General features: G+C 59.1%; 30 protein-coding genes. 22 read left to right on the top strand and 8 right to left on the bottom strand.

Going from position 1 to position 26,541, the window contains the following annotated elements; translation table 11 throughout:
• Window positions 1-12: 12 nt before the first annotated feature.
• The 15 genes from AB1E42_RS07280 (at window position 13) to AB1E42_RS07350 (ending at window position 12,164) form a co-directional block, all read left to right on the top strand.
• The gene (locus tag AB1E42_RS07280) at window positions 13-1,221 is read left to right on the top strand and encodes a phage portal protein (RefSeq protein WP_368346321.1); all 1,209 of its coding nucleotides are present in this window, start codon (window positions 13-15) and stop codon (window positions 1,219-1,221) included.
• Window positions 1,211-1,429, top strand: a complete 219-nt coding sequence (locus AB1E42_RS07285; RefSeq protein WP_368346322.1) for a hypothetical protein — start codon at window positions 1,211-1,213, stop codon at window positions 1,427-1,429. The genes AB1E42_RS07280 and AB1E42_RS07285 overlap by 11 nt, the downstream gene beginning before the upstream one ends.
• Window positions 1,429-2,007, top strand: a complete 579-nt coding sequence (locus AB1E42_RS07290) for an HK97 family phage prohead protease (protein ID WP_368346323.1) — start codon at window positions 1,429-1,431, stop codon at window positions 2,005-2,007. The genes AB1E42_RS07285 and AB1E42_RS07290 overlap by 1 nt, the downstream gene beginning before the upstream one ends.
• Window positions 2,004-3,176 carry a phage major capsid protein gene (locus AB1E42_RS07295; protein ID WP_368346324.1) on the top strand — a complete coding sequence of 391 codons (1,173 nt, stop codon included), beginning with the start codon at window positions 2,004-2,006 and terminating at the stop codon, window positions 3,174-3,176. The genes AB1E42_RS07290 and AB1E42_RS07295 overlap by 4 nt, the downstream gene beginning before the upstream one ends.
• 162 nt (window positions 3,177-3,338) lie before the next feature.
• Window positions 3,339-3,929: a head-tail connector protein gene (locus AB1E42_RS07300; RefSeq protein ID WP_368346325.1), complete on the top strand. Its 591-nt coding sequence runs from the start codon at window positions 3,339-3,341 to the stop codon at window positions 3,927-3,929.
• A complete protein-coding gene (locus AB1E42_RS07305; protein ID WP_368346326.1) occupies window positions 3,926-4,267 on the top strand; it encodes a head-tail adaptor protein in 342 nt (113 codons plus the stop codon). The genes AB1E42_RS07300 and AB1E42_RS07305 overlap by 4 nt, the downstream gene beginning before the upstream one ends.
• The gene (locus AB1E42_RS07310) at window positions 4,264-4,674 is read left to right on the top strand and encodes a DUF3168 domain-containing protein (protein ID WP_368346327.1); all 411 of its coding nucleotides are present in this window, start codon (window positions 4,264-4,266) and stop codon (window positions 4,672-4,674) included. The genes AB1E42_RS07305 and AB1E42_RS07310 overlap by 4 nt, the downstream gene beginning before the upstream one ends.
• Window positions 4,675-4,709: 35 nt before the next feature.
• A complete protein-coding gene (locus tag AB1E42_RS07315) occupies window positions 4,710-5,126 on the top strand; it encodes a phage major tail protein, TP901-1 family (RefSeq protein WP_368346328.1) in 417 nt (138 codons plus the stop codon).
• Window positions 5,126-5,446, top strand: coding sequence for a gene transfer agent family protein (locus tag AB1E42_RS07320; RefSeq protein ID WP_368346329.1), 321 nt, complete (start codon window positions 5,126-5,128; stop codon window positions 5,444-5,446). Before AB1E42_RS07315 ends, AB1E42_RS07320 begins: the two co-directional genes overlap by 1 nt.
• 11 nt (window positions 5,447-5,457) lie before the next feature.
• The gene (locus AB1E42_RS07325; protein WP_368346387.1) at window positions 5,458-5,661 is read left to right on the top strand and encodes a phage tail assembly chaperone; all 204 of its coding nucleotides are present in this window, start codon (window positions 5,458-5,460) and stop codon (window positions 5,659-5,661) included.
• Window positions 5,648-6,316 (top strand): phage tail tape measure protein, encoded by a 669-nt coding sequence (locus tag AB1E42_RS07330; protein ID WP_368346330.1) that lies wholly within the window; start codon window positions 5,648-5,650, stop codon window positions 6,314-6,316. Before AB1E42_RS07325 ends, AB1E42_RS07330 begins: the two co-directional genes overlap by 14 nt.
• Before the next feature lie 9 nt (window positions 6,317-6,325).
• A complete protein-coding gene (locus AB1E42_RS07335) occupies window positions 6,326-6,958 on the top strand; it encodes a TIGR02217 family protein (protein WP_368346331.1) in 633 nt (210 codons plus the stop codon).
• A complete protein-coding gene (locus AB1E42_RS07340; protein WP_368346332.1) occupies window positions 6,955-7,824 on the top strand; it encodes a DUF2163 domain-containing protein in 870 nt (289 codons plus the stop codon). Before AB1E42_RS07335 ends, AB1E42_RS07340 begins: the two co-directional genes overlap by 4 nt.
• Window positions 7,821-8,276 carry an NlpC/P60 family protein gene (locus tag AB1E42_RS07345; RefSeq protein WP_368346333.1) on the top strand — a complete coding sequence of 152 codons (456 nt, stop codon included), beginning with the start codon at window positions 7,821-7,823 and terminating at the stop codon, window positions 8,274-8,276. Before AB1E42_RS07340 ends, AB1E42_RS07345 begins: the two co-directional genes overlap by 4 nt.
• Window positions 8,277-12,164, top strand: coding sequence for a glycoside hydrolase/phage tail family protein (locus tag AB1E42_RS07350; protein WP_368346334.1), 3,888 nt, complete (start codon window positions 8,277-8,279; stop codon window positions 12,162-12,164).
• A 274-nt stretch (window positions 12,165-12,438) separates the two neighbouring features.
• On the opposite strand, the gene AB1E42_RS07355 is transcribed toward AB1E42_RS07350, so the two are convergent.
• Window positions 12,439-12,777, bottom strand: coding sequence for a TraR/DksA family transcriptional regulator (locus AB1E42_RS07355; protein WP_368343603.1), 339 nt, complete (start codon window positions 12,775-12,777; stop codon window positions 12,439-12,441).
• Between the two features lie 82 nt (window positions 12,778-12,859).
• Here AB1E42_RS07355 and cysE point away from each other — a divergent pair, with 82 nt between their 5' ends.
• Together cysE and cysK are read left to right on the top strand one after the other, a co-directional pair.
• Window positions 12,860-13,669 (top strand): serine O-acetyltransferase, encoded by an 810-nt coding sequence (gene cysE, locus AB1E42_RS07360; protein ID WP_368343604.1) that lies wholly within the window; start codon window positions 12,860-12,862, stop codon window positions 13,667-13,669.
• 59 nt (window positions 13,670-13,728) lie between these two features.
• Window positions 13,729-14,802 (top strand): cysteine synthase A, encoded by a 1,074-nt coding sequence (gene cysK, locus AB1E42_RS07365; RefSeq protein WP_368343605.1) that lies wholly within the window; start codon window positions 13,729-13,731, stop codon window positions 14,800-14,802.
• Window positions 14,803-14,865: 63 nt separating this feature from the next.
• On the opposite strand, the gene AB1E42_RS07370 is transcribed toward cysK, so the two are convergent.
• Genes AB1E42_RS07370 through pdhA form a run of 3 tightly spaced genes read right to left on the bottom strand, consistent with a single transcriptional unit; the run spans window position 14,866 to window position 18,570 of the window.
• The gene (locus AB1E42_RS07370; RefSeq protein WP_368343606.1) at window positions 14,866-16,170 is read right to left on the bottom strand and encodes a pyruvate dehydrogenase complex dihydrolipoamide acetyltransferase; all 1,305 of its coding nucleotides are present in this window, start codon (window positions 16,168-16,170) and stop codon (window positions 14,866-14,868) included.
• A gap of 12 nt (window positions 16,171-16,182) precedes the next feature.
• Complete coding sequence (locus tag AB1E42_RS07375) at window positions 16,183-17,556, bottom strand: pyruvate dehydrogenase complex E1 component subunit beta (RefSeq protein ID WP_368343607.1); 1,374 nt, start codon at window positions 17,554-17,556, stop codon at window positions 16,183-16,185.
• Window positions 17,557-17,559: 3 nt separating this feature from the next.
• Complete coding sequence (gene pdhA / locus AB1E42_RS07380; RefSeq protein WP_368343608.1) at window positions 17,560-18,570, bottom strand: pyruvate dehydrogenase (acetyl-transferring) E1 component subunit alpha; 1,011 nt, start codon at window positions 18,568-18,570, stop codon at window positions 17,560-17,562.
• A 212-nt stretch (window positions 18,571-18,782) separates the two neighbouring features.
• Here pdhA and AB1E42_RS07385 point away from each other — a divergent pair, with 212 nt between their 5' ends.
• The gene (locus AB1E42_RS07385) at window positions 18,783-19,307 is read left to right on the top strand and encodes a flavodoxin domain-containing protein (protein WP_368343609.1); all 525 of its coding nucleotides are present in this window, start codon (window positions 18,783-18,785) and stop codon (window positions 19,305-19,307) included.
• A gap of 4 nt (window positions 19,308-19,311) precedes the next feature.
• Here AB1E42_RS07385 and AB1E42_RS07390 read toward each other — a convergent pair whose 3' ends face one another.
• The 3 genes from AB1E42_RS07390 to pgk form a co-directional block, all read right to left on the bottom strand.
• A complete protein-coding gene (locus tag AB1E42_RS07390) occupies window positions 19,312-19,611 on the bottom strand; it encodes a septum formation initiator family protein (protein ID WP_368343610.1) in 300 nt (99 codons plus the stop codon).
• Window positions 19,612-19,710: 99 nt separating this feature from the next.
• Window positions 19,711-20,640, bottom strand: coding sequence for a class I fructose-bisphosphate aldolase (locus tag AB1E42_RS07395; protein WP_368343611.1), 930 nt, complete (start codon window positions 20,638-20,640; stop codon window positions 19,711-19,713).
• A gap of 142 nt (window positions 20,641-20,782) precedes the next feature.
• Window positions 20,783-21,964 (bottom strand): phosphoglycerate kinase, encoded by a 1,182-nt coding sequence (gene pgk / locus AB1E42_RS07400; protein WP_368343612.1) that lies wholly within the window; start codon window positions 21,962-21,964, stop codon window positions 20,783-20,785.
• 129 nt (window positions 21,965-22,093) lie between these two features.
• Here pgk and AB1E42_RS07405 point away from each other — a divergent pair, with 129 nt between their 5' ends.
• The 4 genes from AB1E42_RS07405 (at window position 22,094) to AB1E42_RS07420 (ending at window position 25,146) form a co-directional block, all read left to right on the top strand.
• Window positions 22,094-22,600: a peptidylprolyl isomerase gene (locus AB1E42_RS07405; protein WP_368343613.1), complete on the top strand. Its 507-nt coding sequence runs from the start codon at window positions 22,094-22,096 to the stop codon at window positions 22,598-22,600.
• Window positions 22,593-23,141, top strand: a complete 549-nt coding sequence (locus AB1E42_RS07410) for a peptidylprolyl isomerase (protein WP_368343614.1) — start codon at window positions 22,593-22,595, stop codon at window positions 23,139-23,141. Before AB1E42_RS07405 ends, AB1E42_RS07410 begins: the two co-directional genes overlap by 8 nt.
• Before the next feature lie 83 nt (window positions 23,142-23,224).
• Complete coding sequence (locus AB1E42_RS07415) at window positions 23,225-24,205, top strand: DUF3179 domain-containing protein (protein ID WP_368343615.1); 981 nt, start codon at window positions 23,225-23,227, stop codon at window positions 24,203-24,205.
• Window positions 24,202-25,146, top strand: coding sequence for a DMT family transporter (locus AB1E42_RS07420; protein WP_368343616.1), 945 nt, complete (start codon window positions 24,202-24,204; stop codon window positions 25,144-25,146). Before AB1E42_RS07415 ends, AB1E42_RS07420 begins: the two co-directional genes overlap by 4 nt.
• On the opposite strand, the gene AB1E42_RS07425 is transcribed toward AB1E42_RS07420, so the two are convergent.
• Window positions 25,125-26,540 carry a YdiU family protein gene (locus AB1E42_RS07425; protein ID WP_368343617.1) on the bottom strand — a complete coding sequence of 472 codons (1,416 nt, stop codon included), beginning with the start codon at window positions 26,538-26,540 and terminating at the stop codon, window positions 25,125-25,127. The genes AB1E42_RS07420 and AB1E42_RS07425 overlap by 22 nt on opposite strands.
• Window position 26,541: the final 1 nt, after the last annotated feature.

Here is a 26,541-nt window from a genome sequence, read left to right on the forward strand (position 1 = left end):
TGGGAGAGATGCATGTTTGACTTTCTGAAGAGGGCCGATGCCGAGGGAGATGGCAGGCCAGAAGGCGGTGCCGTGGAGGCGAAGGCCTCTGCCGCGGGGCGGGTGGCTGCTTGGGGCAGCAGCGGCCGTGTGGCATGGAGCCCGCGCGATGTGGTCACGCTGACACGGATTGGCTTTACCGGAAATCCTGTCGGTTACCGTGCGGTGACACTGATTGCCGAGGCGGCTGCGGCGGTTCCGCTGGTGCTGCAAACGCCTGAACGCCGCTATGAGACGCATCCTGTGCTGGCCCTGTTGGCCCGCCCGAACGCGGCGCAGGGGCGGGCTGCTTTGCTGGAAGCGATTTACGGGCATCTGTTGCTGACGGGTAGTGCCTATCTAGAGGCCGTCGGCGGGGACAGTGCTGGCGTGGCGCCCGATGAATTGCATGTACTGCGCGCAGACCGGATGCATGTGGTGCCCGGCGCAGAGGGATGGCCGGTCGCTTATGACTATGTCGTGAACGGGCGCAAGCACCGCTACGCAGTGCGGGAAAGTGCCAGCCCGATTTGTCATATTCGTGGCTTTCATCCACAGGATGATCATTACGGGCTATCAGCTTTGCAGGCAGCGGCCACGGCACTGGATGTGCATAACGCGGCGTCGCGCTGGTCAAAGGCTTTGCTGGACAATGCAGCGCGGCCATCGGGCGCGATTGTGTATCGCGGGGGGGACGGGCAAGCGCCGCTGAGCGCGGACCAATACGACCGGCTGCTCTCGGAAATGGAGAGCCAGCACCAAGGCGCACGCAATGCAGGCAGGCCCATGTTGCTGGAAGGCGGTTTGGACTGGAAGCCGATGGGTTTTTCACCCTCGGACATGGAATTTCAGAAAACCAAGGAAGCGGCGGCGCGGGAGATTGCCACGGCATTTGGCGTGCCGCCAATGCTCCTTGGCATACCGGGTGACGCGACCTACGCGAATTATCAGGAGGCCAATCGTGCCTTCTATCGCCTGACCGTTCTACCGCTGGCGGCGAAGGTATCGGCGGCGATCGGGACGTGGCTTGCTGGGTTCCTGAACGAAGATTTCGAGCTGCGGCCGGATCTGGATCAGGTGCCTGCCTTGGCGCCCGAACGGGAGGCGCAATGGCGGCGCGTGGCGGCCGTAGACTTCCTCAGCGAGGCTGAAAAGCGGGTTCTGTTGGGACTTCCTGCGCGGGAGGTTGGTGATGACCGGTGATGTCTTGAGCATGAGCCGGCAGGCGCGGGGCGGTGGCGATGGGCCAGTGACCGATTTCTGGCTTGCGACGGTGGATGTCCGGTTGAGCCGGATCGAGCGGATGATGGAGCGCATGGAAAGGCAGGTCTGGGCCTTGGCGGCGGTGGCGGGTGGCCTGCTGTTGGTCGACTTGATGCGGATGATCCTGCAACTGAGAGGGGGATTGTGATGCAGCTTGAGCGCAAATTTACGCAACTTACCAATGGCTTGGAGGTGAGTTCTGGCCACGAAATATCTGGCTATGCATCACACTTCGAAGCCAAGGATCAGGGGGGTGATCGCGTGGCGCGGGGTGCCTATGCGGCATCTCTCGCGCGGCTGGAAACGTCTGGCGGCAGGGTGAAAATGCTCTGGCAGCATGATCCGACGCGGCCCATCGGTGTTTGGGATGAAGTGCGCGAGGACGGGCGCGGTCTGTGGGTGAGCGGGCGCATCTTGACCAAGCTGGAACAAGGGCGCGAGGCAGCAGCGTTGATCGCGGAAGGAGCGATTGACGGTTTGTCGATCGGATACCGCACAGTGCGCGCGGAAAAGGCGCAAGACGGATCACGCCGGTTGCTGGAGGTGGACCTCTGGGAAGTGTCGCTGGTGACGTTCCCGATGCTGCGGGAGGCGCGGATCGACCGGAAAGAGGCGCCTTATATCAAACCACCGGAAACATGGGCAGAGGGATTGCGGATCGCGGCGGGGGTGATGGCCGAGACGCGCAGAGAACTTTCTTTTGAGCAAAGGAGCAGGACGAGATGAGCGACACAGAAGCGGCGGTGATTGCGACCGATCGAGATGCCGAGATCAAGGGTGCGATAGATGATTTCACACATGAAATCAGAGAGTTCACCAGTTCAGTTAAACAGAAACTTCAACATCAGGAAGAACGAATGACCCATTTGGACAAGAAGATGATCCGCGCAGCGCGGCCCGCTTTGGCGGTGAATGCGGAACCGGGACAGCCACATCAGAAGGCTTTTGCTGCCTATGTGCGAACCGGCGAGGATGATGGCCTGCGCGGGCTTGATCTGGACGCGAAGGCGATGTCCACGGCGGTGGCGGCGGATGGTGGCTATCTTGTTGATCCGCAGACATCCGAGACGATCCGCTCAACGGTCAGCGCAACCGCCTCGCTGCGGTCAGTGGCGAGCATCGTGTCGGTTGATGCGACCTCTTACGACGTTCTGGTGGATCATGCGGACATAGGCGCGGGGTGGGCTTCTGAAACAGCGAGCGCGACGGAAACCGCCTCCCCGCAGATTGACCGCATCTCCATCCCGCTGCACGAGCTTTCGGCGCTGCCGAAGGCATCCCAACGGTTGCTGGACGACAGCGCATTCGACATAGAAGGCTGGTTGGCGCAGCGCATTGCTGACAAGTTCGCCCGTTCGGAGGCGGCTGCTTTTGTGAACGGCGACGGCATCGATAAGCCGACCGGCTTCCTGAGCTATCCGACGGTGGATAATGATGTCTGGGCATGGGGTAATCTGGGCTACGTCACCACGGGCAGCCTTGGGGCGATTACCGATGGCGATCCAATCATTGAGTTGGTCTATGCCCTTGGGGCGCAATATCGCGCGGGCGCAAGTTTTGTGATGAACTCCAAAACCGCAGGCACCGTGCGCAAGCTGAAGGATGCCGATGGCCGCTTCTTGTGGTCTGATGGGCTTGCCGCGGGGGAGCCGGCGCGGCTGATGGGCTATCCGGTGCTGATCGCCGAGGACATGCCCGATATCGCGAATGACAGCTTCTCGATTGCTTTTGGTGATTTTGGAGCGGGTTACACCGTGGCCGAGCGGCCTGATCTGCGGGTTCTGCGCGATCCGTTCTCTGCCAAACCGCATGTGTTGTTCTACGCCACCAAGCGCGTGGGCGGGGCGGTAAGCGATTTCAGCGCGATCAAGTTGCTGAAGTTCGGCACCGCTTAAAGCGGACCGGACGGGGCGTCGCGCTGTATGGCCGTCGCTCCCGGGCGCGCACCAATTTGCGACCGTGGTGTCTAGCAACTCCTTCCGTCCGTGCGGCACGGCCGGTGCGCGCCCTTCCCAAATGCGGTCCTGACGGAGACCGAGAACCGGAGATGTCTATCAATGTTAGTTGAAGAAACAGTTGTGACCGATGCAGCCCTGCCGGTGGTCGCGTTCCGCGAGCACCTCAGGCTGGGGTCCGGTTTCGCGGAGGACGCGCTTCAGGACGGCTTGCTGGCGGGGTGTTTGCGGGCGGCGTTGGCGGCCATCGAGGCCCAGACGAACAAGGTCCTGCTGACGCGCCAGTTCAGCGCCACAGTTCAGAACCCACCGCGCGGTGCGGAGTACACCTTTGCGGTGGCGCCTGTTGGGCAAGTGTTGGCACTGACACAGTTGGCTGCCGACGGCAGCGAGACGGCGCTTGAGGTTATCGCCCACAGGCTTCTGCCCGACGCGCATGCGCCACGGTTGGTGCCGCACCCGCCAGTGCCGGTACGCGGGCAACTGAAGATCAGCTTTGAGGCCGGAATGGGGGCCGCCTGGGCTGATTTGCCTCATGATCTGGCACAGGCAGTGATGATGCTGGCGGCGCATTTTTACGAGACACGCAACGCCAGTGGCGGGGCGACGGCGGAAGCATTGCCTTATGGTGTGAATGCCTTGATCGCGCGCTACCGCGTGGTGCGCCTTTCGGCTGGCCGGAGATGGTCATGAGCAGGGCACCTGAGTTGACCAGAAAGCTGGTGCTGGAAGCGCCGCTTGAAACCGAGGACGGCGCGGGCGGGCGGCGGCGCGTTTGGCAGGAACTGGGTGTTCTATGGGCAGAGGTTGATGGGCGCAGTGGACGCGAGGTGCGGGGCGTCGCGGGGGCGCTAAGCCGCGCGCGCTACAAGATCACCGTGCGGGCGGTACCAGAAGGGCATTCAGGGCGACCGGCAGCAGGGCAACGCTTCAGGGAGGGGAGCCGAACTTTTGACATTCTGGCGGTGACGGAGCGGGATGCGGCAGCGCGCTTTCTCATCTGTCATGCGGAGGAGGAGTTGGCGACATGAGTTACGGGCAATCAGCAGCGTTGCAGGCGGCGGTCTACGCGCATCTCGCGGGCGACGCGACCCTTGCGGGGCTTGTGAACGGAGCGATCTATGACGCGCTTCCGAGCGGTACCTTGCCAACGACCTATGTGACGCTCGGACCGGAAGAGGCGCAAGCGCGCGGCGACAAGACGGGCAGCGGTGCCTTGCACCGGTTTGGCGTGACCGTGACGACCTCTGACGCGGGGTTTGCCGATGCCAAAACAATCGCTGCGGCAATATCCGACAGGCTGGATGGAGCGAAGCCTGCTCTGGTGCGTGGGGCCATCAGCTTCATGCGGTTCCGCCGCGCGAAGGCCGCGCGGCTGGGGAGCGGGAACCAGCGGCAGATTGAACTGATCTTCGAGGCAAGGCTGGACGACAGCTGAGGCCGGAAATGCAATGCAAATAAAGGACATGAACCATGGTGGCACAGAGCGGGAAGGACCTGTTGATCAAGGTCGATCTGACGGGTGGCGGGCAATTCGAAACGATGGCGGGCCTCAGGGCGACGCGGATCGCTTTCAACGCGGAGACAGTGGATGTCACCAGTTTGGAGAGCAGCGGAGGCTGGCGCGAGTTGTTGGCCGGAGCGGGGGTGAAAACGGCGGCAATCTCGGGCTCCGGGGTTTTCAAGGACGGTTCCAGCGATGCGCGTGCGCGGCAGGTTTTCTTTGACGGTGAAGCGCCGGCATTCCAGTTGATTATCCCCGATTTTGGCACGGTCGAAGGGCCGTTTGTCATCTCCGGTCTGGAGTATTCCGGCAACTACGATGGCGAGGCGACATACGAGCTGTCGCTTGCATCGGCTGGCGTGTTGACCTTCACGGCGGCCGTCTGATGGGGCGGGGCGGTCCTTTGGGAGGTGATGTCCTCATCGTAATTGACGGAGAGACATTGCCGGCACGGCTGACCCTGGGGGCATTGGCCGAACTGGAGGACCGCCTCGGCGAGGAAGGACTCGGTCCGCTTCTGGAGCGGTTCGAGGGTGGTGCGGTGCGAAGCAAGGACATTGCCGCGTTGCTGGCAGCAGGGCTGCGTGGGGGCGGCTGGACCGGCACGGAGGCGGATCTGATGCACGCGCGGCTGGGGGGCGGGGCAACAACGGCGGCGCGCCATGCGGCGGAACTGCTGATCCAGGCCTTTCGGTTGCCGGAGTGAACGGCGTGATTCTGGATTGGGAAGGCTTGATGCGGGCGGGCATTGGACAGCTGAAACTGCATCCCAAGGATTTCTGGGCGCTGACGCCGTTGGAGCTGATGTTGCTGCTGGGGTGGGAACCGCGCGCTGCGGGCGCCGGAGCAACCATGCGGGAACGGTTTGAGGCGCTATGCGCCGCCTATCCCGATGAGGAGAGACATGATGGAAAAATTTGAGGACGAGATGAACGCCTTTGAGGAGAAGCTTGCGCAGCTTGGCGAAAGCATGGCGGAGAGCGGAACGATTGCGCATGCTTTCCGCAGCGAGATGGACGGCATGCGCAGGAGTATGGCGCAGACGACCCGCGATCTGGGCAATCTAGAGCGCGGATTTTCCAGCGGGCTGCGCCGCGCGATTGACGGGCTGGTGATCGACGGGCGCGGCTTGGGCGATGTGCTCAAAGGGCTTGGAAATTCGATCTCGCAAACCGTTTATGCCGCGGCAATGCGGCCTGTGACCGATCATTTCGGGGGAATGATGGCAGAAGGGCTGAACGGGATCGTTTCATCAGTGATGCCCTTCGCGCGCGGCGGGGTCTTTCAAAGCGGGCGACCCTCCAGCGCGGGTGGCGGTGACGTGGTATCCGGCCCGCAGACGTTCGCCATGCGGGGGAGCAGAAGTGGGCTGATGGGGGAAGCAGGGCCAGAGGCGATCCTGCCGCTGACGCGCGGTGCGGATGGGCGGCTTGGTGTGCAATCCGCTGGGGGATCGGGCGCGGTTAATGTGACCATGCATATCACTACACCGGATGTTCAGAGCTTTCAGCGCAGCCAATCGCAGATTGCGGCGCGGCTCGGACGGGTCATCGGCCACGGACAACGGAACCGTTAGGGGGGTATGATGGGTTTTCATGATATTCAATTTCCGCCGTCGATCAGCTTTGGCGCGCTTGGTGGGCCGGAGCGCCGCACAGAGATCGTAGCGCTTGTTTCGGGGCATGAAGAGCGCAACACGCCGTGGGCCCATTCGCGCCGGCGTTATGATGCGGGTGTCGGATTGCGGTCGCTTGATGATGTGGCTTTGCTGATCGATTTCTTTGAGGCGCGGCGCGGTGCGCTGCATGGCTTTCGGTGGAAGGACTGGATAGACCACAAAAGCTGCGCGCCTTCGGCCACGCCAGAACCGCTGGATCAAATCCTCGGGTTTGGTGATGAAGTGCGAACTGACTTTCAATTGCAGAAACTTTATCGCTCAGGCGCTGATCACTACCTGAGGCCAATTTCAAAGCCAGTGGCGAGCTCGGTCATGGTGGCCGTGGGGGGCGTACAGGTTTGGCCAGAGGTTGATTTTACTCTCGATGCGCTCACCGGCATGGTGCATTTTTTCACGCCGCCGGACAACGGAGCAGAAGTCACGGCGGGATATGAATTTGATGTGCCGGTACGGTTTGACACGGACCGGCTGGAAACCTCGCTCGCGACGTTCGAGGCGAGCGCGGTGCCGGATGTGCCGGTGGTGGAGCTGCGCCAATGACCGGCTTGGTGGCACATCTGGCAGAAGGGGTGACGACTGTTTGTCGTGCGTGGGAACTTGCCCGTGCGGATGGGGTGAGGCTGGGCTTTACCGATCATGACGAGAGCCTGAATTTTGATGGGCTGACCTATTCGGCGCAGAGCGGGTTTGACGCGCGAGCGCTGGAGTATGGGCTGGGGCTCGCCGTGGGCAATAGCGAAGTGCTCGGTGCTTTGAGCGATGCCGCGATCCGCGAGGAAGATATCGCGCTTGGGCGCTACGATGGTGCGGAGGTGACCGAATGGTTGGTCAACTGGAACGACCCGACCATGCGGCGCATCCGGTTTCGTGGCCGTCTTGGTGAAATCCATCGCGAGGATGGACGGTTTCGCGCTGAACTTCGCAGCTTGAGCGCTGATTTGGGAACGCCCATTGCGAGGACCATTCAGCCCTTGTGCTCAGCACGGTTGGGCGATGCGCGCTGTGGTGTCGATCTCACTGCGGGGGAGCGGCAGGTTGAGGGCGCGGTTGTATCGGTTTTTGACGATCGCATCGCATTGAACCTTGACGCCGCGCCGGAAGAGGGTTGGTTCGCGCGTGGGGTGTTGCAGGTACTGAGTGGGGTGGCTGTTGGCATTGAAACAACTGTTCTGAGCGACAAGATTGCCGATGATGGGTTGCGCGAGATCGCGCTCGAGGATGCTTTGCCATTGGTGGGTGGAGATCGGCTGCTGCTAACGGCAGGCTGTGATGGTACCCCCGATAATTGCCAAGCCAAATTTGACAATTTCATCAATTTTCGGGGCTTTCCGTATGTGCCGGGTGAGGATTGGCGCATGCGTGTGCCGCGCGCGAGCGGCGCGAATGATGGCGGTGCCTTGCGATGACTGGGGCTTCCGAGCGCGGACATGAGGTTCTGAGTGAAGCACGTTCATGGCTGGGAACGCCGTACCGACATCAAGGGCGGTGCCGTGGTGCAGGCGCGGACTGCCTTGGCCTCGTGCTGGGGGTTTGGCAGGAGGTCATCGGACCGCTACCGGAAATTCCGCCCAGCTACAGCGCTGATTGGGGCGAGATGGGACGGCAGGAGGATTTGTGGGACGCAGCGCTCCGGCATTTGTGCTGTGTCGATCCCGCGGACGTGCAGATCGGGGACGTGCTGTTATTCCGCATGATGCCAAACGCCATTGCTAAGCACTTGGGCATCCAGAGTGCCGATGGCGCGATGGCGCAGTTCATTCACGCATATTCTGGGAGGGGTGTTGTTGAGTCACGTCTCTCCGGCTTTTGGGAGCGGGCGCTTTGTGCGCGCTTCCGTTTTCCCAAAGGGACGAAATAAATGGCGACGATACTTCTTTCTTCCGTTGGAATGGCAGCGGGTGGCGCGATTGGTGGCTCGGTTCTGGGGCTTGAAACCGCCGTGATAGGCCGGGCTATCGGTGCCGCGATGGGGCGCCGCATTGATCAAGGGATTATGCAAGGAAGAGCAGAGGCGGATGGCGATGGGCCGGACCGCTTCCGCCTCTCGGGCGCAAGCGAGGGGCAAGTATTGCCGCAGGTGTTCGGCCAAGCGCGGATCGCGGGAACGATTGTTTGGGCGAGTGATTTCAAACGTGACCTTGACGGCAGCGCAGGCGGTAAAGGGGGCGCATCTGCGGCCAACGACGGGAGCTATTCGGTGAGCCTCGCATTGGCGCTGTGTGAGGGCGAGATCAGCCGCGTTGGCAGGATCTGGGCCGAAGGGGAGGAAATTGCCCCCTTGAGCCTGAATATGCGGGTTTATACGGGTTCTGAGACGCAGTTACCCGATCCGTTAATAGAGGCGGTGCAAACAAATGCGCCGGCCTTTCGCGGTACGGCTTATGTAGTGATCGAGGATTTGAACCTTGGCCGGTTTGGTAACAGGGTGCCTTCGTTCTCGTTCGAAGTGACACGGCCAAGCCCCGCCGCGCTTCCGCTGTCACAATCCGATCCGGCACGCTTTATCGAAGGCGTGGCGCTGATCCCCGGAAGCGGGGAATACAGCCTTGCATCAACGCCACTCTACGGTGCGGAGGGGTTTGGTGAGACACGTCCGCTGAACGTCAATACGGCCGCTGATGAATCCGATTTTTCGACCTCGCTTAGCGCACTTGATTCCGAGTTGCCGCGCTGCAGCTCAGTGTCGTTGGTGGTGTCCTGGTTCGGGACAGATTTGCGCTGCGCAGACTGCCAAATCGCGCCGCGGGTCGAGCCCGAAGGTATTGACGCTGAGACAATGCCATGGCGCGTTTCGGGTTTGTCGCGGGGAGTGGCGGATGTTGTGCCGGTGGAAAATGGCGTTGCGCTCTATGGGGGAACGCCAACGGACCAGAGCGTTATTGAAGCGATTGTTGCGCTGAAGGAAAAGGGTAAGGCCGTTCTTTTCTATCCGTTCATCCTGATGGCGCAAACTGAAGGGAACGGCCTGACCGACCCTTGGACGGGACAGGCCGGGCAGCCGGCTCTGCCGTGGCGCGGGCGAATTACGACGAGCCGCGCGCCTAATGTGGCAGGCTCACCTGACGGGACTGCGGCGGCGGCGGCCGAAATATCTCAGTTTCTGGGGGCGGCGCAGGCTGGCGATTTCGTATCAGGTGCTGGTACGGTGGACTATAGCGGCGCGGCGGATTGGGGTTATCGCCGTTTCATTCTGCATTACGCGCATCTTTGCGCGCTGGCGGGCGGGGTCGATGCGTTTTGCATTGGCTCAGAAATGCGCGCCCTGACCCAAACGCGCGACGACACGGGAAGTTTCCCATTTGTTGAGGGTTTGCGGGCGTTAGCGGGGGAGGTCAGGTCCATCCTCGGGCCAAATTGCAGGATCAGCTATGCAGCGGATTGGTCGGAGTACCACGGCTATCAACCGGCGGGCACTAGCGACAAGCTTTTCCACCTCGACCCGCTCTGGGCGGATGAGAATATCGATTTCATCGGCATCGACAATTATATGCCGCTTGCGGACTGGCGGGCGCAGACTGACCATCTGGATGCGGCAGCGGGCGCGATCCACAACTTGGATTATTTGACGGAGAATGTGGCCGGTGGCGAGGGGTATGATTGGTACTACCACTCTCCCGAGGCGCGCGGCGCGCAGATCCGTTCGCCGATCAGCGATTATTGGGGAGAGGATTGGGTCTGGCGCTATAAGGACCTTAAAGGTTGGTGGCAGGCTCAGCATTTTGACCGGATCGGCGGCGAAAAAGCGGCGGTTGCGTCTCCTTGGGTGCCGGAGAGTAAACCGATATGGTTCACCGAACTAGGATGCCCTGCGGTGCATCTGGGAGCCAATCAGCCGAATGTTTTCGTTGATCCGAAATCGTCTGAATCTGCGTTGCCGTACCAGTCGGACGGGACGCCGGACGCCTTCATGCAGGCGCAATATCTGCGGGCAGTCATTGGCTATTACGCTCAACCTGAGCACAATCCCATTTCCTCTTTGACCGGCGCGCCGATGCTGGCATTGGATCGGTGCCATGTTTGGGCGTGGGATGCACGGCCTTATCCGGCTTTTCCGGCGCAGGGGGATGTTTGGTCGGATGCGGCGAATTACCGGCTAGGGCATTGGATCAACGGGCGCACCAGTGCGCGAGGGATGGCAGGGATCGTTGCTGAGCTTTGTGACAGGGCAGGGATCACACGGTATGATGTCTTTGGTCTATACGGGCAGGTCATTGGTTTTGTCGCTGATCGCGGGCAATCGGCGCGGGAGATTTTGGAGACCTTAGCGGTGCTTCAGCCTTTTGACGTGTTGGAGCGTGAAGGGGTGCTCGTCTTTCGCAGTGCGGCGCATCGGGAACATTATGCCATTGCGCGTGAGGCGGTGGTGGATATGGGCGCTGACGCGCCAGCAATTACCCGTCGGCGCGGCGCACAGGAGGAGGGGCTTGGTGCTTTTCGGTTGACCCACTGGGAAGGGCAGGCCGAATACGCAACGCGGGCGGTTGACGTGCGCAAATCACGCGGCGGGGGGGCGGCTGGGCGCGCCGCGCTCACCGCGGTGCTTACGGCGGAGGATGCCTATCGGTGCGCCGAGCGGCTTCTTGCCGAGGCCAGTGCCGGGCGCGAGGCATTGGCGTTGGCATTGCCGCCCTCTGCCTGCGTGGTGAACACTGGCGATGTTCTAACCCTCGACGGGGATCAGTCGCGAGAATATCAGGTGACTTCGGTTCTGGATGAAGGGCACCGGACGATTGAGGCGCTGGCGGTCCATACGGCGCAGGCATCTGAAAGAACGCCCGCGATGCCAGCGCCTGTCGTTGCGAAACGGGTGACAGCGCGGCCTGTGGACGGGGTTTTCCTTGATTTACCTTTACTGCGGGAGGGAGACAGCGCCCATCAGCCGTGGTTTGGCGCGACGAATGCACCTTGGCCCGGGGGAGTGGGGCTGTGGGCATCTGATGCAGGGGATCAGGATTATGCCCTTGTGCGCGCGGTGGATCGCCCTGCGATTATCGGCAAGCTGCTCGACCCTTTGCCCCGTTCCGAGGCGGGACTTTGGGATCGGGGCGCTGCGGTGCGGGTTAAGTTGGTGAGCGGTCATTTGTCTAGTGTTCCGGCGGCGCAGCTTCTGAGCGGGGCGAATGCGGCGGCGATTGGGGACGGGCAGAACTGGGAGGTGATGCAGTTCGCGCAGGCCGCGTTGGTCGGGGTAAATACCTATGAATTGGCCGAACGGCTGCGCGGGCAGGCCGGCACTGATGGTGTGCTGCCGGAGGCTTGGCCCGTTGGCAGCTATTTTGTGCGGATCGATGACAGGCTCGCACAGGTGCCTATGGCGCGGGACTGGATCGGCGTGACACGAAATTACAGATATGGGCCTGAAGCATCAGGGCTTGCCAGCCCTGCGATGCGCCATGAGGTGCGAGCGTTTTCTGGTGTTGGTTTGCGGCCGTATCGCGTTTGTCATTTGCGCGCCATGCGCGATGGCAGCGGAGACATCCGGTTGAGCTGGATCCGGCGCACGCGTAGCGGCGGTGATCACTGGTCCGAGGCCGATGTGCCATTAGGCGAAGAGCGCGAGGAATATATTATCGAGGCGGTCACTGGTTCGACTGTTTGGCGTCGTTGGGTCGTGGGAACATCTCAAACCACTTACAGTGCCGCGCAGATGGCTGAGGACGGTGCGAGCGGCGCAATGCGCTTTCGGGTCGCGCAAATGTCCGCGCTTTTTGGCGCGGGGCCAATTTCCGAGGTGGCCGCGCCGTGAGGCAGTGGTCGGTTTCGATCTGTGATCTGGATTTCCTAGTGCGGGCTGCGCTCTGCTGGCAGGAACAAGACCGTGAGGCGAGGATTGAAGAAACAGTCGCATCAGCCGCTGAGGCGCATCTCTATCGTTCGTCGCGGGGCAGGCCGCATCCGGCATTTGGCAGCGGCGCAATTATGGATATTCTAGGCGCTTGTCCCCGAAAACCAACGCAGGTTGGGCTTGATTTCGCTTATCTGGAGATAATGCAGCGCGTCATTGGAACGGTATTGGAGCACTATCCGCGGGTACAAGACATGCAGCGCGGGATGGTTGGATCAACGGATAGGCGCGCTGGTTCGAGATCCTCGCCACAATCGGAGCAGTAACCGAATTCATCGCTTTCGATCCGTGCAAGGGCGGCCATGAGCCTTTGCCGCTGCGCCGCGCGGCGCGTGGCTTGTGCCTTCGCCATTGCTTGGTTTTGCAGCGCATCCATGCGCGATAAGCGCCCGACAGCTTGTTGATCCAGCTCGACGGTTTTTTGTGCATCCTTGCCACGCGCGTCTTCAACCTTCAGTTCCTCAAGGCGTTGGTGAATTTCGGCGCGGTAGACTTCGAGATCAGGAGCGGGCATTTGGATTTATCCGCTTTTCGGTTTAAACTTTCATTTCACACCCTATCTGCGATAGACAGCAGGCGAAAGAGAGGGCCGAACGATGGCAAATCTGCATAGCAAATTGGCAAAAGTGGACCCGGTGTGGGATCGCATCTGCTCTGAGGCAGAAGCTGCCATTCGTGAGGAGCCGCTCATGGGGAGCCTTCTGCATCAGGGTGTGCTGCATCATGGCAGCTTTGAATGTGCGCTTGCCTATCGGATCGCCATGAAGCTCGCTTCTGAAGAGATGTCAGGCCAGATTCTGCGCGAAATTGCAGATGAGTTGTTGAAGGATGACCCCTCGATTTCGGCAGCAGCGCGGGCCGATCTGGTCGCGGTGAATGAGCGCGACCCTGCCTGCCATCGCTTCATGCAGCCGCTGCTCTATTTCAAAGGATATCAGGCTGTGCAGGCCTACCGTCTTGGTCATGCGTTGTGGAAGCAGGGGCGCAAAGACCTTGCATATTTCATCCAGATGCGGGTGAGCGAAATCTTTGGGATCGACATCCATCCTGCCGCGAAGATCGGCAAGGGGATCATGATTGATCACGCACACTCGATCGTCATCGGCGAAACGGCGGTTGTCGGTGATAATGTCTCGCTCCTGCATTCAGTGACGCTTGGCGGAACTGGAAAAGAGGACGAGGATCGTCACCCCAAGATTGGCGACGGGGTACTTATCGGTGCCGGTGCGAAAGTGTTGGGCAACATCACCATTGGCTGCTGTAGCCGTATCGCGGCTGGCTCTGTGGTGTTGAAGGATGTCGCGCCGAATACGACCGTCGCGGGGGTTCCTGCGCGGGTTGTTGGTGCGGCAGGTTGCGACCAACCGTCGGTCGCGATGGATCAGCTTTTCAAAGATCAGACCTAAGACAGCTTCGTCATTCTGTGTTATCGTCTCGAAAGTGCAAAAAATTTCGGGAGAGACGAATGACTGGATTTTCGACAAATGGGCGCGGGCAGAAATATGCGTCGATCGTTGAGACGGTCGGCGATACGCCTGTTGTACGGATCAACAAGATCGCCCCGAAAAATGTTACGATTTATGTGAAAACAGATGCCACCAATCCCGGTGGCTCGGTGAAGGACCGCCTTGCGCTGTCCATCATTGAGGCTGCTGAGCGAGAGGGCGCGCTCAAGCCCGGCCAGACCGTTGTTGAAGCAACATCGGGCAACACCGGCATCGGTCTGGCGATGGTATGCGCCGCGAAGGGGTATCCGCTCGTGATTACGATGGTGGAAACCTTTTCAGTAGAGCGGCGCCGGCTGATGCGCTTCCTTGGCGCGAAGGTGATCCTGACCCCGAAAGAGCAAAAGGGTTTTGGGATGTACCGCAAAGCGGAAGAACTGGCCAAGGCAAATGGCTGGTTCTTCGCGCGGCAGTTCGAGACAAAAGCAAATGCCGATATTCACGAGCGCACGACCGCGCGCGAGATTGTCAAAGACTTCGAGGGTGAGCGCCTCGATTATGTGGTGACCGGCTACGGGACCGGCGGCACCGTGACCGGCATCGGGCGCGTGTTGCGGAAAGAGCGACCCGAGACAAAGATCATTCTTACCGAACCTGCAAATGCCGAGATCGTAGGCTCGGGTTCAGCGCAAGAACGGCTTGATGATGGCTCTCCTGCTGGCAGTCACCCAAGTTGGCAGCCGCATCCCATTCAGGGGTGGACGCCTGATTTCATTCCGCTCGTGTTACAGGAAGCGATCGACAAAAATTACTACGATGAGCTGCTGCCGGTCGCTGGGACGGACGGCATGGCGTGGTCGAAACGTCTTGCGGCGGAGGAGGGCATATTCACGGGTATTTCGGGCGGATCAACCTTTGCAGCGGCTATCAAGGTTGTCGAGGATGCGCCGGATGGCTCGGTGATCTTGTGTATGCTGCCCGATACCGGCGAGCGCTACCTTTCAACTCTCCTATTCGAAGATGTCGAAGCGGTTATGACGGAAGACGAAATAGCGTTGATGAAATCAACGCCCGGGTATCACTTCGGCGGTTAAATATCTGACTCAAAAAGAAAAAGGGCGCCAAAAAGGGCGCCCTTTTTCTTTTTATAACGGTTTTTAGGCCAACATGGCCATTGGATTTTCAAGCCCGTCTTTGATCGCTGCCAGAAGCTGTGCGCCTAGTGCACCATCGATCACACGGTGATCGACCGAGAGCGTAACCGACATGACCATAGCGACGGTGAGATCACCATCCGGCCCGACAACGGGTTTTTTCACACCTGCGCCGACGGCGAGGATCGCGCCATGCGGCGGGTTGATCACCGCGTCGAAATTGTCGACGCCGAACATGCCGAGGTTGGAGATTGCAAAGCTGCCGCCTTGGTATTCGTGCGGCGCGAGCTTGCGATCGCGTGCGCGGGAGGCGAGGTCTTTCATCTCTGCGGACAAGACGGAAAGTGATTTTTGATCTGCGTCCTTCAGGACCGGGGTGAAAAGGCCGCCTTCGATCGCGACAGCAACTGCGACGTCGGAGGGCTTGAGTTTCAGCACACGATCACCCGCCCACACGGCGTTCGCTTCGGGCACCTGTTGCAGAGCCAGCGCACAGGCTTTGATCACAAAGTCGTTGACCGAAAGTTTGACACCGCGCACTTCGAGTTGCTTGTTCAACTGGCCTCTGAAAGCGAGGAGATTGTCCAGTTGGATGTCGCGCCGTAGGTAGAAATGCGGGATCGTCTGCTTTGCCTCTGTGAGGCGCGCCGCGATTGTCTTGCGCATCCCGTCAAGCTTGCTTTCCTCGTATTCCCGTCCTTCGTACATCTTGAGGACGGCGTCGGTGGACGGGCCTGCCGGGAGTGCGGCGGGTGCGGTTTGTGCGGCTGGAGCCTCGCTTGCGGCGGCTTGCGGGGATGCGGTCGCGCCTTCAACGTCCACTTTGATGATCCGGCCGCGCGGGCCAGAGCCTTTCATCGACGCAAGATCAAGGCCCTTTTGAGCAGCGATCCGACGTGCCAGCGGAGAGGCAAAGACCCGCTCTCCGTCCGCCGAGACCGGCGCGGCGGGTGCAGGAGACGCAGCAGGTGCGCTTACTGCGGCTTCGGTTTGGGGTGCCGGTTCAGCGGGCGTTTCTGGTGCGGTGGGAGCCGCCGTTGCTGACCCGATATCATCAGCGCTTTCGCCGTCTTCGAGAAGTACAGCGATGACGGTGTTAACTTTGACGTTTTCGGTGCCCTCTGGGATCATGATCTTACCGACGACACCCTCATCGACGGCTTCAAATTCCATCGTGGCTTTGTCGGTTTCGATCTCGGCAATCAGGTCGCCAGAGGAGATGGTATCTCCTTCCTTTACGAGCCATTTTGCCAGAGTGCCTTCCTCCATCGTCGGAGAAAGAGCGGGCATCAGAATTTCTGTTGGCATCTCCGGTTCTCCTTAGCGGTAGGTCACTTGTTTGACGGCAGCGATGACCTCGTCCGTAGTGACGAGCGCATGTTTTTCGAGGTTAGCGGCATAGGGCATCGGTACATCCTTGCCGGTGCAGTTCAGGACCGGCGCATCGAGGTAATCGAATGCGTTGGTCATGATGTAAGCCGACAGATGGTTGCCGATGGAGCCGACGGGCCAGCCTTCCTCGACGGTAACGACGCGGTTTGTCTTCATCACGGAGGCGATGATCGTGTCGTAGTCGATCGGACGCAGGGTGCGCAGGTCGATGACCTCGGCGTTAATGCCTTCTTCGGCCAGTTTTTCTGCGGCCTCAAGCGCGTAGGTCATGCCGATGCCAAACGAAATGATTGTGACATCCTCGCCTGCGCGCGCGATGCGGGCCTTTCCGAACGGAACGGTGAAATCATCGAGAACCGGAACGTCGAAGCTCTTGCCGTAGAGGATTTCATTTTCGAGAAAGATTACAGGGTTCGGGTCACGAATGGCGGATTTCATCAGGCCTTTGTAATCGGCAGCTGTGTAAGGCATGACGACCTTGAGGCCGGGGATTTGGGCATACCACGCGGCATAATCCTGGCTGTGCTGCGCGCCGACGCGCGCTGCGGCACCGTTCGGGCCACGGAACACCATCGGCGCCCCCATCTGACCACCGGACATGTAGAGCGTTTTGGCGGCCGAGTTGATGATGTGGTCAATCGCCTGCATGGCGAAGTTGAATGTCATGAACTCGACAATTGGCTTCAAGCCGCCAAAGGACGCCCCAACAGCGATACCGGCAAAGCCGTGTTCGGTAATCGGTGTGTCGATAACGCGCTTGGAGCCGAACTCATCAAGCAATCCTTGTGAGATCTTATACGCGCCCTGATATTCGGCGACTTCCTCGCCCATCAGGTAGACGTCCTCGTCGCGGCGCATTTCTTCGGCCATTGCGTCGCGCAGCGCTTCGCGGACGGTTTGGGTTTTCATTTCCGTGCCTTCGGGCCAGTCGGGGCTTGTGTCTGGGCTTGGCGCGGCAGGAGCGGCTGCGACCTTCGCTGGCGCGGGCTCTTCGGCGGCCGGAGTTGGCTCCGACGCGGGAGCAGCAGGTGCTGACGATGTTTCCGCGGGGACGTCTTCACCTTCCTCGACCAAAACGGCGATCGGGGTGTTGACCTTCACGCCTTCGGTGCCTTCCGAGATCAGGATCTTGCCGACCACGCCCTCATCGACGGCTTCGAATTCCATCGTGGCTTTGTCGGTTTCGATCTCGGCGATGATGTCGCCAGAAGAAATGGTGTCGCCTTCCTTGACGAGCCATTTTGCGAGGGTGCCTTCCTCCATCGTGGGGGAGAGGGCGGGCATAAGAATTTCAGTCGCCATGTCTTAAGCCTCCTGCGGGATTTCAGCGGCGTAAATATCAGTCCAAAGCTCTTCGAGCGCAGGCTCGGGGCTCTCTTTCGAGAACTCGGCGGCTTGGTTGACGATATCTTTGATTTCTTTGTCGATCGCCTTCAGATCTTCTTCGGAGGCATGTTTGCCGGTGAGGAGGATCGAGCGCACATTTTCAATTGGATCACGTTCTTCGCGAATCTTCTGAACTTCCTCACGAGTCCGGTATTTTGCAGGGTCGGACATCGAGTGACCGCGATAGCGATAGGTTTTGACCTCGAGGATGTACGGGCCTTTGCCGGAACGGCAATGCGCAACAGCGCGTTCGCCGGCGTCTTTCACCGCGAGCACGTCCATACCGTCAACCTCTTCGCCTTTAATCCCGTAGGCGGCGCCACGTTCCCAGAGGGATGGCGACTTGGTTGAGCGCTGGACGCTGGTACCCATGGCGTAGTTGTTGTTTTCAATGACGAAAACGACCGGAAGATCCCATAGTTGGGCCATGTTATACGTCTCGTAGACCTGACCCTGGTTGGCAGCGCCATCGCCGAAATAAGCGAAGGTGACGCGGTCGTTGCCTTTGTATTTGTCCGCAAAGGCGAGGCCCGCGCCGATCGGCACCTGCGCACCGACAATGCCGTGGCCTCCATAGAAATGCTTCTCTTTCGAGAACATGTGCATGGAGCCGCCTTTGCCCTTCGAGTAACCGCCTTCGCGGCCCGTCAACTCGGCCATGACCCCTTTAGCGTCCATGCCGCAGGCAAGCATATGGCCATGGTCGCGGTAGGAGGTGACGCGCTTGTCGCCTTCCTCGGCTGCGGCCTCAAGCCCGACAACAACGGCTTCCTGACCGATATAGAGGTGGCAGAAACCACCGATAAGGCCCATGCCATAGAGCTGGCCTGCCTTTTCTTCAAAGCGCCTGATAAGAAGCATCTCACGGTAATAGGTGAGTAATTCATCCGCAGATACATTAGGTTTTTGCGCTGGTTTCTTCGCGGCCATAGGTCCTCCGTCTGTCGCTAGAAGAATTGTTTAGCGTTAAACTATCTCATAAAGCATTCAGTTTCAAAAAGCGAGAGGCAATGACATTTTGATGTTCATAGGTGGGTTGCGGCAATTGCAACCCTGCGTGTTTAGATGAAATTGATCTGTCGCAATGCCGGTTTTGGAGGCGTAGGCTAGGTTCGTGATGCTGAATAGACTGGAGGGCCGACATGAAAGTTGCAATCGTATTTGGAACAATCGAGGGGCAAACAGGAAAGATTGCGCGCTTTGCGAAACAGCATTTGCGGGCATTGGGGCACGAGGTCGCGACGTTCGATGTCGCTGATCATACCGCTGTGATCGATATCGAAAGTGCCGATAAGGTCATTCTCGCCGGATCGGTGCATGAGCGGCGACATCCGGAAGATTTTGAAGTTTTTCTTCTGGCGCAAAGGGACGCCCTAAACGCAAAAGGGCCGTTATTGCTGTCGGTGAGCTTGAATGCTGCCTTCACGGCGGGGCGAGAAGAGGCGCAAGAATACGTCACCGAATTGACTATGCGAACGGGCTTGGAGCCAAGGCAGGTCGCGTTGGTAGCGGGCGCGGTGCGGTCAGGTAAGTACGATTATTTTGCATCGATGGTGTTGCGGCACGTCGTTTTGAAAGATCGACCGAGCGTTCCCGCCGATGAAACACATGAGTTCACGGATTGGGACCAGTTGCGGGCGGCAATTGACCTATTCGTCGAGGGTTAACACCTTAGCGGATGATGATTTCGTCCGTGCGGATGAGGCCCAAAACGTCACGCGCTTGCTGATCCAGAAGATCGAGATCCAGATACTTATCTGAGAGACGCAAGGTGAGGTTTTCCATTTCGGCAACCTCCGACTGAAGCTTTGATAGCTCGTCTTGCAGGTCTGTCTTCTCTGCGCCGACCTCAAGATGACGCAGTACGCCGAAATCACCCTGAATGGCCGAGTAGATGAAATAGAGGCCCAAGCAAAATGCTCCTGTAAAATACAGGGCTGCACCAAAGCCGTTCTTACCGAAAACACTCATCTCTCTGCCTCACTGGGCCTCTTCGTGCCCTATGAGACAGAGAATCGCACATTAGCGCGGACTTGTGAATCCCCTAAACGTATATAGAGGCTATTTGTTTCAGGCGCGCCCGCGATAGATGTCGACCAGTTTGCCGAGCATATCCAGTGCGTCCTCGCGGGACCGCTGGAACGAGTTGCGTCCGATGATCGAGCCGTTGCCGCCGCCGTCACGGATCGCGCGCGCGTCGTCATAAACGCTATCTGTGCCCTTTTTGGCCCCGCCAGAGAACACGACGATGCGGCGACCGCCGAACGAGGACTCCATGCAATGACGCACCCGTGCGGCTTGGGTGGCGATGTCGATGTTCTGGGCTTCGTAAACCTTTTTCGCTTCGCCAAGTTCAAGGTGATCGGTCGACAATTTGATCTTGATGATATGTGCGCCGAGAAGGGCGGCGATCTGGGCGGCATAGGCGGCGATATCGACGGCGGTTTCGCCATCATTGGAAATCGCCTCACCACGCGGGTAGGACCAGATCACGGTAGCGACGCCTTTGGCGGCGGCTTCCTTGCGCATCTCGACAATCTCTTCAAACATATCGAGGGCCATGTCAGAACCCGGATAGATCGTGAAGCCGATGGCGGCACAGCCGAGGCGCAGCGCGTCATCGACGCTTGCAGTCACGGCTTGGTTCTTGCCAGCGGTATCCGACATGAGCGAATTGGCAGAGTTCGCTTTCAAAATGGTTGGGATTTGGCCTGCGAAGGTATCTGCGCCCGCTTCTATCATTCCAAGCGGGGCGGCGTAGGCATTCAGCCCTGCGTCGATTGCCAATTGGTAATGGTAATGCGGATCATAGCCTGCTGCGTTAGGCGCGAAGCTGCGGGCAGGGCCATGCTCGAACCCTTGATCGACGGGGAGGATGATCATTTTGCCGGTGCCGCCAAGCTTGCCGTTCATTAGCATGCGCGCAAGATTTGCTTTCACGCCAGGTGTTTCGCCTTCGTAGTTAGCGAGAATTTTCTGAACGGTGCGGGTGGTTTTCATGGCGTGCTCCTCGAGTCGCGGGGGTGTTTCGTCCCGCATATGACGAGGAGGGCAAGGGCGCAAATGTGTTAGCGCCAACGACCCCTATGTTAGCGCAACCGGCGCGATAACCACCGCACCGGAGCTTGTTTTATCAACATTTTCAGTTGCTTTGGAGTGCTGCGACCCCAGGCAAGGTTTTGCCTTCCATCCATTCGAGGAAGGCGCCGCCAGCGGTGGAGATGTAAGTGAAATCTGACGCGACACCGGCTTGGTTCAGAGCGGCCACGGTATCGCCTCCACCTGCGACGGAGATCAGTGCACCTTTGACCGATTGCGCGGCGGCAAATTTGGCGGCGGCATTGGTGGCGGCATCGAACGGGGTCAGTTCGAACGCGCCGAGCGGTCCATTCCAGATGAGCGTGCGGGCCGATGCAATGACTTGCGTGATGTAGGTCACGGTATCTGGCCCTGCGTCGAGGATCATCGCGTCGCTGGGGCAGGCGGTTGCTGCGACGACCTCATGGTCCGCGTTGGCTTTGAACTCACGCGCAACGACGACGTCGCGCGGGATAATGATCTCGCATCCGGCCGCGTTGGCTTTTTTCAGGATCTCAAGCGCTGTCTCCGCCAAATCGTGTTCGCAGAGCGATTTGCCGACGTCGATGCCTTGGGCGGCAAGGAATGTGTTCGCCATGCCGCCACCAATTACCAGATGGTCCACCTTGCCGACGAGGTTGCCCAGAAGATCAAGTTTCGTTGAAATTTTTGCACCGCCGACCACGGCCACCACGGGCCGCTGTGGGGTGCCGAGGGCCTTTTCGAGTGCCGCGAGCTCTTCGGCCATCAAGCGGCCCGCGCAGTTTGGAAGGAGGCGTGCGACACCTTCGGTAGATGCATGGGCACGGTGCGCTGCTGAGAAAGCGTCATTGACAAAGACATCTCCCAGCGAGGCCAGAAACCCTGCCATTTGCGGATCGTTCTGCTCTTCCATCGCGGTGAAGCGGGTGTTCTCTATCAACACGACAGAATCTTGGGGCAGAGCGTCGATCATTTCGCGGCTTGGGCGTTCGATGAAGGTAACATCGCGGCCGAGCGCGGCTTCAAGCGCTGGCAATGTGACCCGCAGGCTCATCTCGGGTACGACCTGCCCCTTGGGACGGCCGAAGTGGGCCAGCATGATCGGCGTGCCACCCTTTGCGAGAATGTCTTTAAGCGTCGGAATGATGCGTTCGATCCGGGTGGCGTCCGTTACGCGGCCATCCTCTACCGGAACGTTGATATCGACCCGGACAAGCACCCTTTTGCCGTTAAGATCGAGGTCGTCGAGGGTCTTCCAGCTCATGGTGATGCTCCGTGTAGGTGAATTAACGCTTAGGTGCGGGATTATCGACGTAAGGTCAACATCTCGTGGCTTGCATTTCGGGTTTCGCAAATTAAGAAAGGGGTCTCATTCCCAAGGAGGAAACGCACAGTGGCCGAAATTAAAGATCCAGAGAACACCGTTATTATCGAGCTGAAAGATGGCAAAGTGGTCATCGAACTTCTGCCAGATGTGGCGCCGCATCATTGCGAGCGGATGAAAGAGCTTGCGCGTAGCGGGCAATATGACAACGTGTGTTTCCACCGCGTGATCGACGGGTTCATGGCCCAGTCTGGCGACGTTGCTAATGGGAATATGGAAAGCGGTTTTGACCTGCGCCGTGCGGGGACGGGCGGGTCTGACCTTCCTGATCTTCCGGCAGAGTTTTCGAAGCTACCCCATGACCGCGGCACCTTGGGCGCAGCCCGTTCCGCGAACCCCAATTCGGCGAATTCTCAGTTCTTCATCAATTTCAAGGACAATCACTTCCTAAATGGTCAGTATACCGTTTATGGCCGCGTGATCTCCGGCATGGAATTTGTTGACAATATCAAGCGCGGCGAGCCGCCTGCGGAGCCTGATCGGATGATCAGCGTCAAGGTTGCCGCCGATGCGTAGCGCGTTCTTGGCGCCGCTGCTTCTCGCGGCTGCACCCGCTTTCGCGACCGGGTTGGAAATCCGCGTTGCTGGTGAGGCCAATGGCGTGATCAAGATCGACTTGTTTGAAGATGTTGCGCCTTTGCATGTTGAACAGATCACGACGCTGGCCTCTGAGGGGGCATATGATGGCGTGGTGTTCCATCGTGTGATCGAGGGCTTCATGGCCCAGACCGGCGATGTTGAATTCGGTCGTATCGGTCAGGACCTGTCCATGGCGGGGCGCGGAGGATCGGCGTTGGACGATCTGCCGGCCGAGTTTTCGGATCTCCCCTACGAACGTGGGACCGTCGGCATGGCGCGGTCGCAGTCACCTAACAGCGCGAACAGCCAGTTCTTCATCATGTTTGCGCCTGCACCGCATCTGAATGGTGGCTATACAGTGGTTGGTGAGGTTACCGAGGGCATGGAAATCGTCGATGCGATCAAGCGCGGCGCCGGGTCAAACGGTTCGGTTATCGGCAGACCAGACGTCATGGAGGCGGTTACAGTTACCGAATAAGCTTTCACGCGCGCTCACATCTCAGAGAGCGTGGATATGAAAGTGGACGCAGGTGAGGCACCCTTCGCCACGGGGGGTGCCTTATGCGTTATATAATCGGTTTTCTTGCTATTGCTCTGTTTGGCAACGTAGCTGCCGCTGAACCACGGTTCTGGGTTCATGAGTGGCCAAATACAGATTTCGCGAGAAGTGCTGTTCAGAGTTGGGTTGAAATCCGCTCCGGAGGGCCGCCGAAAGACGGAATTCCTGCACTCCTTTCTGTAGACTTTGGCCCTGCCGCGCAGGAGCGTAGTTTGTCGCCGCGCGAACCTGTCATTACAGTCGAACTGGAGGGTCAAGCCCCAAGGGCGTATCCGGTGCGTTACTTGATGTGGCATGAGATCGCCAATGATACGATTGGCGATGTGCCAGTTGCGGTGACGTTCTGCCCGCTCTGCAATTCCGGAATTACCTTTGACCGGCGCACCGATGCAGGGGTTCTGAGTTTCGGGGTGTCAGGCAAGCTGCGTAATTCCGATATGATTATGTATGACCACCAAACTGAAAGCTGGTGGCAGCAGGCCATCGGTGAAGGGATCGTTGGTGAACTTACCGGCATGGAGCTGCAATCTCTACCGAGCTGGATGGAGAGCTGGGAAGTTTTCGTGTCTCGTAATCCGGAAGGGTTGGTGATGCAGCAGCCGGAGGGGCATCTGCGCAACTATGGCGAGAACCCTTATGTGCGGTATGACAGTTCGGTGCGACCGTTCCTCTATAATGGTGAAGTTCCGCCGCATGATATTCCGGCACTGGCGCGGGTCGTGCGGGTAGGGGAACGCGCATGGCCGCTCGAGCGGCTCTCGGAAGAGCGGGATATTCGAGAAGAAGGCGTCGTGCTCACATGGGAGATGGGCCAAGCCTCGGCTCTGGATACCCGTTCGATTGGCGAGGGGCGTGAGGTGGGCAATGTAAGGGTGAAGGATGGCGCAGGAAACGATCTGGCGCATGACATTCTCTTCGCCTTCGCCTTTCACGCTTTTTGGCCGGACGGGAAATGGATGATCGGCGGCGGCAAACGTGATTGACAATCGGTTGTGGCGGCAGTCTTGTCGCCGCGATGAGCCGTAAGACAGAAATAGACCTCTTTGGTGCAACAGCGCTGACTGGATTCGCCATTTTGCTGGCGTTCAATCAGGTTGTTATCAAAGTCACCAATGGCGGCATCCAGCCAGTATTCTTTGCGGCCCTCCGTTCGTTTGGCGCCTTGTTCTGCCTCTTGCTCTGGCTCCGTTGGCGTGGGGTGAGCCTGCATTTCCCCAAGGAAACACTGCTCCCCGGTGTGGTGACGGGTGTATTCTTTGCGCTGGAGTTTTTCTTTCTTTTCATTGCCTTGGATTATACGACCGTGGCGCGGTCTGGGATTATCTTTTATTCGATGCCGGTCTGGCTTGCGCTGGCGGGGCATTTCTTTCTGGCAGACGACCGGCTGACGCCTGCAAAGCTGATCGGATTGATCGTGGCCTTGTGTGGGGTTGCGTGGGCGCTTTTCGGGCGCGACCCCGAAACCGGCGGGAGCATTTGGGGTGATCTTGCTGCGCTGATAGCAGCCTTTGGCTGGGCTGGTTTGACCTTGGTGACGAAAGGCTCTGCGTTGAACAAGGTGCGCCCTGAATTGCAGCTCTTGGTTCAGCTGGCCGTCTCAGGGCCGCTTCTACTTTTACTGTCCTTCTTCATGGGCGATCTCATCCGCGATTTGGGGCCGATCCATTTGGCAGGGCTGGCGTTCCAGATCATTGTGGTGGTGGCGGCGGGTTATGTTTTCTGGCTTTGGTTGCTGTCGATCTATCCGGCGTCGCGCGTGGCATCGTTCAGCTTTTTGTCGCCGGTCTTCAGCGTGATCATGGGCGGGGGGCTTTTGGGTGAGGCGCTGTCGGGGGACATCCTCTTTGCGCTGGTTCTTGTCGCGATCGGGATATTCTTGGTGAACCGCCCGCGCAAGAAGACCTATGTGCCGCAGAACGTTTGAGTGACCCTTTCTTCACGGAGAGGAATAGCGGCGAAGGGGCGGGTTGCGTCGGTCAGTTGTGAAAAAGGGGCCGTTACAGCAGCGAGCATGTTTCTGAACGGTTCGAAATCGCCCGCGACACCTGATTGGATAATCTGTTCGAGCAGATGATTGCGTGGGATGAGCTGCGGATTTGTCCCCTGCATTACGGTTTCATCAGGTCTAAGGGCGCGCCAACGGGCCTTCCAATCCTCATAGCTGGCATGTCGGTCCAATGGGGCAACGCTTGCGTCGGTTGAAAGGGCGGCAAATGTCTGAGTGAAATCGGCTTCGGAGTCTGCCATCAAGGTGAGAAGCTCATTAGAAAGCCGCTCGGTGGCGTCGTCTGCGGCGGAGAAACCCAACTTCGCGGCAAAGATCTTGCGGCGTTCTGCATCGTAGATGCCGCCAAAGCCATTGATAATCAGCGTAAATTCCTCGACGGCGGCATCCTGATTATCTTCCAGCGGTATGAGGGCCGTGGCCAATTGGGCGAGGTTCCAAACCGCAATGCGCGGTTGATTGCCGTACGCATAGCGGCCTTGACGATCAATCGAAGAGAAGACCTTCGCGACATTGTATTCGTCGAGAAAAGCGCAAGGGCCAAAATCGATTGTCTCACCCGACACGGTCATGTTGTCGGTGTTCATGACGCCGTGAACAAATCCCACACCGATCCATTTGGCGATCAGCTTGGCTTGGCGTTCGACGATCATGCGTAGGAGATCCGCGACAGTGCCTGCCGATGGATAATGGCGTGCGGTTACATGGTCAGTTAGTGCTTGAAGGGCTTCTCTGTCTTGGCGCGCTGCAAAATACTGGAATGTACCGACCCGGATATGGCTGGACGCGACGCGCGTGAGTATGGCCCCGGGCAATATGGCATCCCTATAGACCGGATCGCCTGTCGTCACAGCTGCCAAAGCGCGGGTTGTGGGAATGCCGAGAGCATGCATCGCTTCGCTGACGATGTACTCGCGCAGTACCGGCCCGAGCCATGCTCTCCCGTCTCCCGAGCGCGAAAACGGGGTGCGGCCGCTGCCCTTGAGCTGCATATCGAAGCGCTGGCCGTCCGGCGCGACGACTTCACCCAGAAGCACAGCGCGCCCGTCGCCGAGTTGAGGGTTCCAATTGCCAAACTGGTGGCCGGCATAGGCTTGGGCCAATGGCGGATGGGTTCCATCGACCTGATTGCCCGAAAGGAGCACCAAGCCATCGGGGCTTTGGAGTGTTTCTTTATCGAGCCCGAGGCGCTCTGCCAATGCGTCGTTAAACTGGATAAAAGCCGGTTTCGAAACCGGCGTCGGCGCGACGAAGGCAAACATCTGCTCCGGCAGGCGGGCATAGCTTGTATCGAATGGAAGGGGCAATGTCATA

Origin of the sequence: Pelagovum sp. HNIBRBA483 (assembly GCF_040931995.1) — a bacterium.
In the GTDB taxonomy this organism is placed as follows: Bacteria; Pseudomonadota; Alphaproteobacteria; order Rhodobacterales; family Rhodobacteraceae; genus JAEPMR01.